The sequence below is a fragment of the Nonomuraea sp. NPDC049684 genome (assembly GCF_044465345.1).
Lineage (GTDB): Bacteria > Actinomycetota > Actinomycetes > Streptosporangiales > Streptosporangiaceae > Nonomuraea.
This window is the reverse complement of record NZ_JBITLO010000015.1, coordinates 202,438-214,742: the sequence shown is the minus strand read 5'-3', so window position 1 is coordinate 214,742 and position 12,305 is coordinate 202,438. Positions and strand designations below refer to the sequence as shown.

The window sequence follows — 12,305 nt, the reverse complement described above, 5'->3', positions numbered from 1 at the left end:
GGTCATGGTAGGCGTCGTGTCCGGCTCGCCAGGGGCGGTGTCCCAGTTGCAGCATTCCGAATCAGCTTCTCAACGTCCTGTCCGCTCGGCGGAGCTCGCATCGCGACCCGAGCCGCGGTCTCGTAGGCGTCAGCGAAGTCTCGCGGACGCCAGTGGCACCAGCGTCTCTTGACCTGGCCAGGTACCGCGTAGCACCACGTCCGCGAGCTCGACGCCGGCGTCGAGTCGGCGGGCGACGACCAGCTCGATCGTGTCTGTCACGATCACCGTCGGGTCGTCCTCGGTGACGCGCTCGATGCCTCCCACCGCTGGCAGCACCACTGCCTCATCTCCACCGCCGACGACGCTCATATCAGGCTCGCGACGCACCAAACGGCCATTGACCTGCACCAGCTTCTCGGCCTGGCCCGTGCCGCCGATGATCGCAGCCGCCAGTGCCGCGGCGTAGACAGGATCGCCGACCGCGTCATAAACCCAGCGCATACCCAGCACCGAGTGCTCGGCAGTGCCCAGCAGCCACGCTTCGCCACCGGGCAATGGCGCCTCGCGGTAGGTGAGCGGCATCTGATGAACCGGGCCGTCGCCGACCCGGACCAGTATCGTCTCCATCCCGACCGCGCCGGCCGGGTCGTCGAACCGGAAGGAGGCCATCTGCCGCATCTCGCCGACCGGCCCGGTGTACCAGGGGCGTCCCGGCAACCAGTCGCTCAGCAGCTCAAGCTTCGTAGGCGAAAGCGTTGCCTGGTAGAGCAATGCCATGGGGTCATCGTAGCGTGATCGAAGAATTCGCAATCGGGAGAATGCCCGCCGCGACCAGCCCGTTGCCGGGGCAGTGTGCGGTTGGGGGGTGTCTGGCCGGGGCCCCACCCCCGGATACTCACCCAGTGCACGGACGCGGGGCGGCGCCAGGTCGGCGGCTCCGCCGGTGGCGTGCCGCTCGGCCATGTTCTCCAGCCAGGCCCGCGCCACTTCAAGGGCATCGGCCGGGGCGTCAGGAACGGCCATCAGGGCACCCTGCTTCGTCGGCCTGGCGCTCGTGGGCGTCGGCGGCGTGGTCGGTGGGCGGCGCGTCCAAGGGGGCTTCATCCCGGTGGTAGCCGCACGTCGTGCAGTGCTGGCCTCGCTCCTGAGCGAGCCGAGCCGGAACGTTCTCCGGGCCGCGGTCGCCGAATCCGGCCCTTTCCCGCAGGGCGCGTGGCTGACGCAACGGCTGGCCCGGCTTCCCGAAGCCGACCGGCCCGCCGCCGGACTCGCGCTGCTGGCCGCCCGCAGCCCACACGACATCACCGAAACGGACGTCACCGCATGGCACACCACGACCTCCGCCACCGATCTGGTGCACCTGCTCGGCTTCGGCGCCATCACCGCGGTGGAGCGGATCGAGGAGGCCGTCACCAGCCGAACACCGACTCGATGAGGACCAGCCGAACTGATCGCGACCTTCGCCCTCATCGGCCCTCCGGCGGCCGCGGGCGTGCAGCGGCCGGTGCGGTCACCAGGTCACGGGGAGTTCGTACACCCCGTACACCTGGCCGTCGTGCTTGAAGGGGATCTTCTCGAACTCGGTGGCCAGGGCCAGGGTGGGGACGCGCCTGTAGAGGGTGCCGTAGGCGACCTGCAGCTCCAGCCGGGCCAGGGGCTGGCCCAGGCACTGGTGGACGCCGAAGCCGAAGGCCACGTGCCGGCGGGCGTCGCGGCGCACGTCCAGTTCGTCCGGGGCGGGGAAGATCTCGGGGTCGCGGTTGCCGATGTCGTTGGCCACGATGATGCCCTCGCCCGCGCGGATGACCTGGCCGCCGATCTCGATGTCCTCCTTGGCCACCCGGCGGCGTCCGCCGTGGGTGATGTTCAGGTAGCGCAGCAGCTCCTCCACCGCGCCCGCGATCAGCGCGGGGTCGTCGCTCTCGCGCAGCAGGGCGAGCTGGCCGGGATGGCGCAGCAGCGCGAGGGTGCCGAGGGCGATCATGTTGGCGGTGGTCTCGTGACCGGCCACGAGCAGCAGCACGCCCATCTGGGCGGCCTCCTGCCTGGTCAGCTCGCCCGCCGTGACGCGGGCGGCCACCTGGGACAGCAGGTCGTCGCCGGGGTGGACGAGCTTGTCGCCGACGAGCTCGTCCAGGTACTGCCGCAGACGCCCGCCCGCGGCCGTCCGGTCCTCGACCGACACGTCCCGCTTGACGATGATCTGGCTGTTCTCCTGGAAGAAGCCGTGGTCGGCGTACGGGACGCCGAGCAGCTCGCAGATCACCAGCGACGGCACCGGCAGCGCGAACGCCTCCACCAGGTCCACCGGCCTCGGCCCGGCCAGCAGGTCGTCGATGAGGCGGTCGACGATGCGCTGGACGGCCGGGCGCATGGTCTCGACCCGCTTGACGGTGAACGCCCCTTGCACCATGCGGCGCAGCCGGTGGTGCTCGGGGTCGTCCATGAGGATGAAGCTGATCGCGCTGTCGGGCCGGTTGGGCGCCAGGATCGGCAGCGGGTAGCCGGGCCGGGTGACGTCGGAGCTGACCTGCGGATGGCTCAGCACCGCCTTCTGCTCGGCGTAGCCGGTGACCAGCCATACGGTGCCGCCGTCGCGCAGCCGTGCCCGGGTGAGCGGCGCGTCCTGCCGGAGCGCCTGCAGGGCCGGCGGCGGGTCGAACGGGCACGCCGCCGCTCTGACGCCGGGAAACTCGGGCAACGTGCCGGACATGTCCTGATCTGGGATCGCCGTCATGACGGTCTTCCTTCCGCTCGTCGGCCCCGGACGGCGCTCATCGACTCCCCGCCTGACGCACCAGCACGCTCCTTTGTCATGTCCAGTAACCGCCGCGCGCCCCATTAAGTCAAGCGCCTGCTTTGACGGCCCCGAGGGGCCGCAGGACCTGCGCCGCCGACTCGGTCGTGGAGCCGGCGCGCGCCACCCACCTGGTCGCCGTCCGCGTGACGTCCCGACGTCCGGCGCTTCAGCCGGCCTCCAGGACGAAGAACAGGAGGCCCAGGAACCTCGGCCCGGAGATCTCGCGGAGCTCCTCGGGGAACAGCTCGCGGGCCTCCGGCGCGTACGGCGGTTCGCTAATGACGCCGATGCGGAAGCCCGTCGTGGTGAAGGCTTCGGTCATCGCGTGCAGCGGCCGGTCCCAGAAACTGAGCCGGCTGGTCTGCCCGCCCATGGTCCACTCCTCGACCCGGTTGCGCGTCCCGAAGTAGGCGGGCCTCTCCCCGGCCTTGTGCTGCATGAGGGTGATGGCCAAGGGGTGCTCGACCGAGACGAGCAGCCGGCCGCCGGGCCGCAGCACGCGTCGCAGCTCGGCCAGCGCCGGCCCCCAGTCCTCCAGGTAGTGCAGCACCAGCGACGCGACGACGTCGTCGAACGCCTCATCGGGAAAGGGCAGCGGCTCGGTCAGGTCGGCGACCCGCAGGTCCGCGTCGTCGCCCAGCCGCCGCCGGGCCTGTTCCAGCATCCCGGCGCTCGCGTCGACCCCGGTCACGACGGCGCCCCGAGCGCGCAGCTCGGCGAACAGCGGGCCCGATCCGCAGCCGGCGTCGAGGACGCGCCGGCCGGTCACGTCACCGGCGAGCTCCAGCATCGCGGGCCGCTCGTAGTACGCGTTCATGAGGCTGGTCTCGTTCTCGGCCGCGTAACCTTCGGCGATCGCGTCGTAGGCGTTGCTCCCGGGCATCGTCGTCATAGGGGTCATTCTGGCCCCCGCGTCACGAGGTGCGCCGAGAGGCGGCCGGGCGCGCCCAGGCCCGGTCAGTCCTCCGCCTTGTCGAGGTCGAGCAGCAGGGCGGCCGCCCGGGTGAGCACCTGCGCCCGGGTGCGGCCGCCGTGGTCGGCGGCCAGGAAGTGTTCGCCGATCGCCACGCAGAAGGCGAGGAGGCTGCGGGCCTCGACCTCCTCGGGGTCGGCGCAGAAGCTGCCGATCATCTCGCGCAGCAGCGCCATGCGCCGGTTGTCCACCCGCCGCAGTCGTTCGGCGACCGCCTCGTCGCGCCTGGCCCAGTCGCGGACGGCGAGGTCGATGGGCAGCAGGCGGTCACCGGAGAAGGTGAGCACGCCGGCGCGCCTGATCTTGGTCCGCGGGTCGCCGCCCTCGCGCTCGACGCGCTCGATCACCTCGTCGGTGCTCTCCCGCTCCCAGGTGTCCAGCATCGCCTCCAGCAGCGCCTCCCGGTCGGCGAAGTAGCCGTAGAAGCCGCCCTTGGTGACGCCGAGCCGCTTGGCCAGCGCTTCCACGCGCACCGCGTCCGGGCCGCCGGCGGCCAGCGCCCGCAACCCCTCCTCGATCCACCCCTCCCGGGTCGTACGGACCGCGCCCACAGTGTGTGCCACCTCACTCCGACGATATGTATACGCCACCGTATAACCGTGGTTAACCTCAGTATATACGGCAGCGTATAGATAGGGAGGGATCATGAGGCTGGCGAACGCCGCCCATACCGGCCGCCCCTGGCGCATCCATGACATCGCCGAAGGTTTCGAGCTGGAGGACGTCTGGGCGATCCGCACCCCCGGCGCCGGACCGCACGACTTCCCCGCCGCGCTCGCCGCGATGCGCGATTCCAGCGGCGGCCCCCTGCCGCTGCGGCTGCTGCTCGCGGCGCGCTGGAAGCTGGGCGCCCTGTTCGGCTGGGACAGGGCGTCGGCGGGCGTCGGAAGGCGCGTCCCGTCGTTGTGCGAGCGCCTGCCCGCCGACCTGCGCCGCGCCCCGCGCGGCTCCGACGCCGGCCTGGCGCCGTTCTCCCCGGTCTACGCGCTGGACGACGAATGCGCGCTGGAACTGGCGAACCGCACCGTCCACGCGGTGATGCACCTGGCGTGGGCGCCGGCCGCCGGCGGCGGGCACGAGCTCCGCATGGCCGTCCTCGTACGCCCCGACGGCCTGCTGGGACGTTGCTACATGGCCGCCATCACGCCGTTCCGCCGGACCCTCGTCCTGCCGGGCTTCGTCCGGCGGCTGGAGCGCGCCTGGCTGGAGCGCGAGGCGGGCGCCCTGGAGTCGGCCGTCGGGACGGACGGCATCCCGCCGTCCGTCCGCGCGCTGAGCTCCTTGCCCGTCGTCGACTACGCCGACCACTTCGCCCTCACCACGAACGACCGCGACGGGGGGACGGCGGAGGAGTGGGCGCGGGCGATGTTCGGCGACGTGCCCAGCGCGGCGGAACGCCTGATCTGGCGGGGTCTCCTGGGGCTCCGACTGGCCCGCGGCCGATCGCCCGCCACCGTGGCCGGATGGCGGATCACCGCACGTGGCGACGGCTGGATCCGGCTGGAGACCGCGTCCTGGTTCCTGACCGCCAACCTCGTCGTACGTGTGGCGGACGGGCGGGTGTCGCTGACCACCCTCCTGCGCTATGACCGAGGGCTCGGGCGCGTCGTGTGGCCGCCGCTGTCGGCGATCCATCGCCGGCTGGCTCCCGGGCTGCTCCGGGACGCCGCCGCGAGGATGGCCCGCGGCGGCGCCCGGTAGCGCCAGGGCAGGGCTGCCGGCGCTGCGCCCTGACCTGCGACGCCGGGGTCAGCCGCGCCTGGCGGCCGGCCAGCCGTGCCCCCAGCCGCCCTGGACCATGGTCTGGAACGCCCACCCGTCCTCGGTGCGCACCAGCAGGTCGGCGTAGTGCATGCGGTGCTCCTCGCCCTCGATCGTCATCGTCGCCTCGGTCTCCACGACCACCAGGTTCGGGCTGACGAAGCGCGGGGTGCGCGTCGAGCGCAGGTCGAGCCCGGCGGTGCCGCCGCCCATGGACTGCTTCATGGCCTCGACGTACTCGGCCCGCGTCCACTGGCGCACGCTCGCGTGGCCGCCGGGCACGTCGGTGGCCACGTTCATCGGGAAGACCGCCAGGTCGGCGAGCTGCTCGATCGCGCCCTCCTCGGCCAGGGCGTCGTAGGCGGCGAACCAATCATCGATGTTCTTCAGTTCCTCGGCGCTCGGCTGGTACATGCTGCTCCTCCTCAAGGCGTACAACGTACCGTACAGCATACGGGAGGCGTCGCGCGCCACGGGACGCCGGGCTGGGCGACGGCGGGTTCGGGCAGGGCGGGCGCGCTCACGAGCAGCTGCTGGACGTCGATGTGGCGAGCAAGGAACTGCGGCTGCCGGTCGGTCTGCCGCAGGCCGAGCAGGATCGGCGGCTGGAGCGCGGCGCACGCGAGGCGCGCAACGCCGTCCGGCTGCGGGCGCATGAGAACGTCGTCGCGGTCCACGACGTCGTCCCCGGCGGCCTGCCTTGGATCGTGATGGCGCTGGCCGGCGGCCGGTTCCTGAAGGAGCGCCTCGATACGCGGGGGGCGGCGGCTCACCCGAGTACATGGCCGCCGAACGGCTGCGCGGAACCCTCGGGCTCCCGGCCAGTGACCTGTTCTCCCTCGGCGTGACCCTCTATGAGGCTGTCGAGGGCCTCTCGCCGTTCCGCCGCGGCGCCCACCCGGCGACGCTGACCGCCGTCCTGCCGGCGGAGCCACCTTGCCGCGCGGTAGGGGCGCCCGGTTCCTGACGCCGATCACCGGTACGACCGTCGCGGTCGCCGGGAGCGCTGCCGGGTTCCTCTCCGGGATCGGCGTCGTGGTGCTCGCCTTCGACGGCGTGGCCGTTCTGCGCTGCCAGGGCCGACGTCGAGCGGGGCGACCGGACTTGGTGATCCCGTTGATCGTGATCACTTCCGTCGAGCGGCCCCCGCCGGCCGGTCAGCGGGGGCGGCTGAGGGCGGCCTCGGCCAGATCCGTCCACTGCCCGGCCGAGGAGTGCGGGACGACCACCCAGTCCTTGACCACCCTGCCCTCGCCCGAGGGATCGAACAGGCGCGCCCCGGCCAGCTCCAGCGCGGCCGCGTGCTCAGGGGTGTCCCTGACCAGCCGGAACACCATCGCGCCGTCACGCTGCAGGCTGGCGAACACCTTGCCCGCCTGATCCTTCAGCGCCGGACGGCCCATCATCCTGGAGATCCGCACCCCCAGGTCGGCCAGCTCGGCGCCGACCTGCAGGAAATCCTCTTCCGCGCTCATCGTCACTCGGCCCCAGACGTCGTGGCGGCGCGGGCCGAGCGGCTCGGGGCCGCCGGGGCACACGATCGTCTCGGCTCCCGCCCTCCGGCAGAAACGGCGATCAGGCTAGCAGGATCATGCCGAACCGGGAGAACGCACGCCCCCGGGCCGCGTCCGGCGCTCTTCCCCTGACGCAGGGTCAATGCCGAAGCATGGTGGCATGACCGCTACGACCAGTACGAACCCCCCGCCGTCCGGCGACCTGACGGCCCACCACGACGGCCTCGCCATCCCGCTGTCCCGCGGCGGACGGGGCCGCCCGCTGGTGCTGTGCCCCGGGCTGAACGCGACCCAGGCCGACCTCGGCGAGCTGATCGAGCTGCTGCGGCGCGACCACGACGTGGTGACCTTCGACCTGCGCGGCCACGGCCGCACCCCGGCCGCCGACCGGTACTCGTTCGAGGCGTTCCGCGGCGACCTGGACGCCGTGATGGACCGGGTGGGCCGCCTCGGTCTCGGCGAGGCCCCCGTGCTCGTCGGCTACTCGCTGGGGGCCGACCTGGCCGTGCACCACGCCGCCCGGCATCCCGGCAGCGTCGCCGGGCTCGTCCTGATCGACGGGGCGAACCCGGTGCCCGAGCCGTTCCTCACCGAGGACGTCCTGCCGCAGTTCCGCGCGATGTGGGAGGAGCTGGCCGCGCAGCAGCGGAGCCGGCGCGGCACCCCGCGCCAGGTGCTGCTCACCGCCCGGCAGATCCTCGACCTGAACGTCGAGATCGACGTGGTCCGCTCCGGGATCCTGTCCCGGTACCCGCTGATCGACCGGCCGATCAGCATGATCATGTCGACCTCGATGGCGGGAGCGGGCGGCGGGCCCGCCGAGCGGTTCAACCGGAACTGGCGGGCCGGGATCGACCGGCTCGTCCGGCGACAGCCGCGCATCGCCACGACCTGGCTCGACGCCGACCACGGGCTGGTCTTCACGCACGCCGCCGAGATCGCCCGGATCATCCGGAAGGCGGCTTCTTGACGACCTCTGGAAGGCTGGTCCCATGCTGACCATCGGCGAACTGGCCTCGTATGCGGGGGTGACCGTGCGGGCGGTGCGGCACTACCACGCCAAGGGCCTGCTGCCCGAGCCCGAGCGCGACCGCCACGGCTACCGCAGGTACGACGCCGCCGCCGCGGTCGAGCTGATCAGGATCCGGACCCTCGCCGAGGCCGGGGTGCCGCTCGCGCGGGTGCGGGAGCTGCTGCGGGCCGGCGGGGAGGAGTTCGCCGCCGCGCTCGCCGACGTCGACCGGCGGCTGCGCGAGGAGATCCGGCGGCGGCAGCGCCACCGGGAGCGGATCGCCCGGCTGGCCGCCGGGGACGGCCTGGCGCTGCCGCCGGAGGTGGTCGGCTACCTCGACCGGCTGCGGGCACTCGGCGTGGACGAGCGGATCGTCCAGGCCGAACGCGACGGCTGGATCCTGCTGGCCGCCCACTCGCCCGGACGCGTGCCGGAGTGGATGGCCCGCAAGCGGGCGCAGCTCGACGACCCGGACTTCGTCGGTTTCTTCCGCATCCTGGGCCAGGCCCTCACGCGGTCCGCCGACGACCCCCGGCTGGCGGAGCTGGCCGGTGAGCTGGCCGCCTGCCTGACCCGGCTGACCGGTGAGCGGGCCGCGGGCTACGTCGACGACCTCGACGTGGAGCCGCAGTTCGTCCGGTTGATGGACGCCCTGGCCTTCGACGCCGTCCCGCCCGCCCGCCGCCTGATCGAGCTGCTGCGCCGGCGGGGCTGGAGCGGCTGGAGCAAGCTGGAGCGCGTGGACCCGCCGTCCTGGGCCGGGTCAGCCGTCGAGGAACCGCTCCAGCTCCGCGGTGACGAACCCGGGGTTCTCCTCGACGAGCCAGTGCCCGGCGCGCGGGACGTCCACCGCGCGCACGATCCTGGTCAGGCGCGGTGACACCGTGGCCCGGATCGCGTCGAGCTGCCCCTGGGCGGTCATGAGCAGCGCCGGGACGCGGACCGGCGCCGCCGCCGTCGTGTCGCGCACGTCCTGGTCCAGGGCGCGGTAGAGCTCGAAGCCGCCCGACAGGGCCTGCGGACGGCGGTAGGTCCGGGCGTACTCGGTGATCTCGGCGTCGGTGAACGGGGACCGCTCCGAGGTGCCGCCGAACGCCGGCCCGCCGTAGGAGACCTGGGGGTAGAACAGCGCCAGGTACTCGCGGACGTCGTCGCCCACCACCGCCTCGGGCACCCGGCGCTGGGAGTGGAAGGCGATGTGCCAGCTCAGCGACCGGTACGTGGCCGCGTCGACCGCCGGGCCGGGCAGCGGCAGGTCCAGGTAGCCCAGGCGGGCGGTGTCGGCGGGGAACCGGCTCGCGTACTGGAACGCCACCGCGGCGCCGAAGTCGTGCCCGACGACGGCGGCGTCCCGGACGCCGAGCCGTCCGGCGATCAGCTTGTGCACGTACCCCGCCAGCGTGGCCTTGTCGTAGCCGGTGGGCGAGCCTTCGCTGTCGCCCAGCCCCGGCAGGTCCACGGCGTAGACGGTGTGGTGCCGGGCCAGGTCCGGCATGATCGGCCACCAGCCGTACCAGGTCTGGGGCCAGCCGTGGATCAGCACCACCGGCGTGCCGGTCCCGCCCTTCACGTAGTGCATGCGCACGCCGTCCACGTCGGCGAACTCGTGCCGGAACGTCCTGCCGAAGCGCGGGTCGTCCCGGGTGGCGGTGGTGTGGGAGGCGGGCGGGGGAGCGGCGGCCGGCGTCGAACAGGCCGTGACGCCGAGCGCGAGCAGGAGGGCGAGCGCGACGGACGCCGCCGTGCGCGCGGATCGGGCCAGGCGGCGGCCGGACGACGGCCGTGGAGCGGTGGTCATGTGGTCCTGTCCTGAGAAGAGTGACGGGGTCAACGGCCGGTGCTGCCGTCGATCAGTTCGCGGAGGATGTCGGCGTGGCCCGCGTGCCGGCCGGTCTCCTCGATCATGTGGGTGAGCGCCCAGCGCACGCTGGGGGCGGGCCGTCCCGGCCGCCGGCGGGGGAGCGGCGCGCCGGGGTCGGAGCAGGTGTCGAGCACGGCGTTCGCCTGCTCGACGGCGTCCCGGTAGCGGGCGACGACCTCGGCCACGCCGTCCGCCGGGTCCGCGTGGAAGGTCGCGGGCCAGGCGGCGACCTGCGCGCCGAGGAAGGTCGCGCGCTCGACGTGGGTGACGTGGTTCAGCAGGCCCAGCAGGTTCGTGCCCGAGGGCACGGCGGCGGTCCGCACCTGCGGTTCGGGGGCGTCCTCGACCTTCGCGGCGATCGAGGAGCGCAGGTAGTCGAGGAAGCCGCGCAGGGTCTCGATCTCGCTGCCTCCGGTGCGGGGCGGCGGGGTGTCGCGGCGGCGCACGGGCGTCTCCTTCCGTGGGTGTGGGATCAATCCGACCAGCAGCTCGCCGATCTGGCACGAAAACTTGCGGTTATGGCAAGATGGCCCTCGTGCAGGACGACATCGACGAGGTGCTGGGCGCGGTCGGGCCGCGTCTTCGAGCCCTGCGTCGTCACCGCGGCCTCACCCTCGCCGAGCTCGCCACCACGACCGGCGTCTCGGAGAGCACGCTGTCGCGGCTGGAGAGCGGGCAGCGCCGGGCCACGCTGGAACTGCTGCTGCCGCTGGCCCGCGTCTACGACGTCCCGCTCGACGACCTGGTCGGCGCCCCGCGCACCGGCGACCCCCGGATCCACCTCAAGCCGATCAACCGGTTCGGGATGACGTTCGTGCCGCTGTCCCGGCGGCCGGGCGGGGTCCACGCGTTCAAGATGATCATTCCCGCGCGGCCGGAACCGCTCGAACCGGCCCCGCAGACCCACGACGGCTTCGAATGGCTCTACGTCCTCACCGGGCGCCTGCGGCTCGTCCTCGGCGACCGCGACCTGACCCTGCCGGTCGGCGAGGCGGCCGAGTTCGACACGTCCATGCCCCACTGGCTGGGCAGCGCCGACGGCGGCACGGTCGAGCTGCTCATCCTGTTCGACCCCCAGGGCATGCGCACCCACATCCACGCCGACCCCCACCGGCACTCTCACTGAGCATCCGACGGGCCGTTTTTGCGGCCTGACCTTCATTTGTGGAGGTCAAGAGGTGCTGAAGCCCGTTTTCGGGGGAGAAGGGGGTGGCTTCGAGTGCCTAGTGATGGGAGTGGTGACCGTGGAGGGGTCCGGGGGAGCGATCCGGGTCGGTGTGGAGGAGGAGTACCACATCCTCGACGCGACCACACGCCGGGTGACCGCGCGGGCGGGGGCGCTGCTGAGCGCGCTGCCCGAGGAGAGCTTCACGCACGAGCTGCAGCGGTCGATGGTCGAGGCCAACAGCGCGCCGTTCCTGGCCCTGGACGACCTGGCCCGCGACGTGTGCCGCCTGCGGCGCAAGCTGATCGCCGCCGCCGACGAGCTGGGCCTGGGGATCGCGGCGGTCGGCACGCCGCAGCTGGCCGACCTCGACGAGGTGAAGGTCTTCCCCGACCAGCGATACGAGAAGATGCTCAGCGACTTCCAGGTGCTGACCCGCGAGCAGCTCATCTGCGGCACGCACGTGCACGCGGAGGTGCCCGACCCCGACCTCGCGGTCGCGGTGGCGCACCGGCTGACGCCCTGGCTGGCGCCGCTGCTGGCACTCAGCGCCAGCTCGCCGTTCTGGGACGGCGCCGACACCGGCTACGCCAGCTATCGCACGCTGGTGTGGCAGCGGTGGCCGACCACGGGCCCGATCGGCAAGTTCGGCTCGGCGGCCGAGTACCAGGAGATGGTGCAGGGATTGATCAGGTCCGGGGTGATCAGCGACGCGGGGATGCTTTATTTCGACGTCCGGCCCTCGCAACATGTGCCGACGGTGGAGCTGCGCATCTGCGACGCCTGCCCCCGGGTGGAGGACGTCGTGCTGATCGCCGGGCTGTTCCGGGCGCTGGTGGCCAGGGAGGTGGCGGCGGCGCGCCGCGGCCCGGGGCCGGACGTGCAGGTGGAGGCCGCGCGCGCGGCGACCTGGCAGGCGGCCCGGTGGGGGCTGGAGGGCGACCTGGTCGATCCGGTGGAGGGCGTGCCGCGCCCGGCCAAGGAGGTGGTCGAGGACCTGGTGGCGGGCCTGCGCCCGCAACTTGAGGCGGCCGGCGACTGGGAGCTGGTGACCAGGCTGACCCGGCAGGTCCTGCAGACGGGCACGTCGGCGGCCCGCCAGCGGGCGGCGTACGCCGAGCGCGGCAGCCTGGCGGACGTGGCCGACCTGGTGCTCAGCGAGACCCGCACGTGCGAGTGGGACCGGCCGACGGGGGACCACGACCTCCCTTCGTACCGGCCGGCGGCCTGATGGCCG

At 73.0% G+C, this 12,305-nt stretch carries 15 protein-coding genes; 7 read left to right on the top strand and 8 right to left on the bottom strand.

The annotated features are described in order from the left end of the window. Nucleotides 1–129: 129 nt before the first annotated feature. Nucleotides 130–759: a hypothetical protein gene (locus tag ACIBST_RS37885; RefSeq protein WP_397178385.1), complete on the bottom strand. Its 630-nt coding sequence runs from the start codon at nucleotides 757–759 to the stop codon at nucleotides 130–132. 184 nt (nucleotides 760–943) lie between these two features. Between ACIBST_RS37885 and ACIBST_RS37880 the strand changes: the two genes are divergently transcribed. Further along, nucleotides 944–1,417 (top strand): hypothetical protein, encoded by a 474-nt coding sequence (locus tag ACIBST_RS37880; protein ID WP_397178384.1) that lies wholly within the window; start codon nucleotides 944–946, stop codon nucleotides 1,415–1,417. A gap of 75 nt (nucleotides 1,418–1,492) precedes the next feature. Here ACIBST_RS37880 and ACIBST_RS37875 read toward each other — a convergent pair whose 3' ends face one another. From ACIBST_RS37875 to ACIBST_RS37865, 3 genes are all read right to left on the bottom strand, one after another. Next, entirely contained in the window at nucleotides 1,493–2,719 is a 1,227-nt protein-coding gene (locus ACIBST_RS37875; protein WP_364421274.1) for a cytochrome P450, read from the bottom strand. Between the two features lie 229 nt (nucleotides 2,720–2,948). Continuing rightward, nucleotides 2,949–3,674: a class I SAM-dependent methyltransferase gene (locus ACIBST_RS37870; RefSeq protein WP_397178383.1), complete on the bottom strand. Its 726-nt coding sequence runs from the start codon at nucleotides 3,672–3,674 to the stop codon at nucleotides 2,949–2,951. A gap of 65 nt (nucleotides 3,675–3,739) precedes the next feature. After that, nucleotides 3,740–4,318: a TetR/AcrR family transcriptional regulator gene (locus ACIBST_RS37865; RefSeq protein ID WP_364421278.1), complete on the bottom strand. Its 579-nt coding sequence runs from the start codon at nucleotides 4,316–4,318 to the stop codon at nucleotides 3,740–3,742. Between the two features lie 82 nt (nucleotides 4,319–4,400). Between ACIBST_RS37865 and ACIBST_RS37860 the strand changes: the two genes are divergently transcribed. Further along, nucleotides 4,401–5,456 carry a DUF2867 domain-containing protein gene (locus ACIBST_RS37860; protein WP_397178382.1) on the top strand — a complete coding sequence of 352 codons (1,056 nt, stop codon included), beginning with the start codon at nucleotides 4,401–4,403 and terminating at the stop codon, nucleotides 5,454–5,456. Nucleotides 5,457–5,504: 48 nt separating this feature from the next. Here ACIBST_RS37860 and ACIBST_RS37855 read toward each other — a convergent pair whose 3' ends face one another. After that, complete coding sequence (locus ACIBST_RS37855) at nucleotides 5,505–5,930, bottom strand: nuclear transport factor 2 family protein (protein ID WP_397178381.1); 426 nt, start codon at nucleotides 5,928–5,930, stop codon at nucleotides 5,505–5,507. Between the two features lie 131 nt (nucleotides 5,931–6,061). Between ACIBST_RS37855 and ACIBST_RS37850 the strand changes: the two genes are divergently transcribed. Continuing rightward, nucleotides 6,062–6,364: a hypothetical protein gene (locus ACIBST_RS37850; RefSeq protein ID WP_397178380.1), complete on the top strand. Its 303-nt coding sequence runs from the start codon at nucleotides 6,062–6,064 to the stop codon at nucleotides 6,362–6,364. A gap of 309 nt (nucleotides 6,365–6,673) precedes the next feature. Here the strand turns inward: ACIBST_RS37850 and ACIBST_RS37845 are convergent, their stop codons facing one another. After that, nucleotides 6,674–6,991 carry a hypothetical protein gene (locus ACIBST_RS37845; RefSeq protein WP_352330818.1) on the bottom strand — a complete coding sequence of 106 codons (318 nt, stop codon included), beginning with the start codon at nucleotides 6,989–6,991 and terminating at the stop codon, nucleotides 6,674–6,676. Nucleotides 6,992–7,190: 199 nt separating this feature from the next. Here ACIBST_RS37845 and ACIBST_RS37840 point away from each other — a divergent pair, with 199 nt between their 5' ends. Both ACIBST_RS37840 and ACIBST_RS37835 read left to right on the top strand, forming a co-directional pair. Continuing rightward, a complete protein-coding gene (locus ACIBST_RS37840) occupies nucleotides 7,191–8,000 on the top strand; it encodes an alpha/beta fold hydrolase (protein ID WP_397178379.1) in 810 nt (269 codons plus the stop codon). A 22-nt stretch (nucleotides 8,001–8,022) separates the two neighbouring features. After that, a complete protein-coding gene (locus tag ACIBST_RS37835) occupies nucleotides 8,023–8,922 on the top strand; it encodes a MerR family transcriptional regulator (RefSeq protein WP_397178378.1) in 900 nt (299 codons plus the stop codon). Here the strand turns inward: ACIBST_RS37835 and ACIBST_RS37830 are convergent. Both ACIBST_RS37830 and ACIBST_RS37825 read right to left on the bottom strand, forming a co-directional pair. Then, the gene (locus ACIBST_RS37830; protein WP_397178377.1) at nucleotides 8,806–9,840 is read right to left on the bottom strand and encodes an alpha/beta fold hydrolase; all 1,035 of its coding nucleotides are present in this window, start codon (nucleotides 9,838–9,840) and stop codon (nucleotides 8,806–8,808) included. The genes ACIBST_RS37835 and ACIBST_RS37830 overlap by 117 nt on opposite strands. Nucleotides 9,841–9,869: 29 nt before the next feature. Beyond that, nucleotides 9,870–10,349, bottom strand: coding sequence for a DinB family protein (locus ACIBST_RS37825; RefSeq protein WP_397178376.1), 480 nt, complete (start codon nucleotides 10,347–10,349; stop codon nucleotides 9,870–9,872). An 80-nt stretch (nucleotides 10,350–10,429) separates the two neighbouring features. Between ACIBST_RS37825 and ACIBST_RS37820 the strand changes: the two genes are divergently transcribed. Together ACIBST_RS37820 and ACIBST_RS37815 are read left to right on the top strand one after the other, a co-directional pair. Further along, nucleotides 10,430–11,029 (top strand): helix-turn-helix domain-containing protein, encoded by a 600-nt coding sequence (locus ACIBST_RS37820; protein WP_397178375.1) that lies wholly within the window; start codon nucleotides 10,430–10,432, stop codon nucleotides 11,027–11,029. A gap of 103 nt (nucleotides 11,030–11,132) precedes the next feature. Continuing rightward, nucleotides 11,133–12,299 carry a glutamate--cysteine ligase gene (locus tag ACIBST_RS37815; protein WP_397178374.1) on the top strand — a complete coding sequence of 389 codons (1,167 nt, stop codon included), beginning with the start codon at nucleotides 11,133–11,135 and terminating at the stop codon, nucleotides 12,297–12,299. The last annotated feature ends 6 nt before the right edge of the window (nucleotides 12,300–12,305 follow it).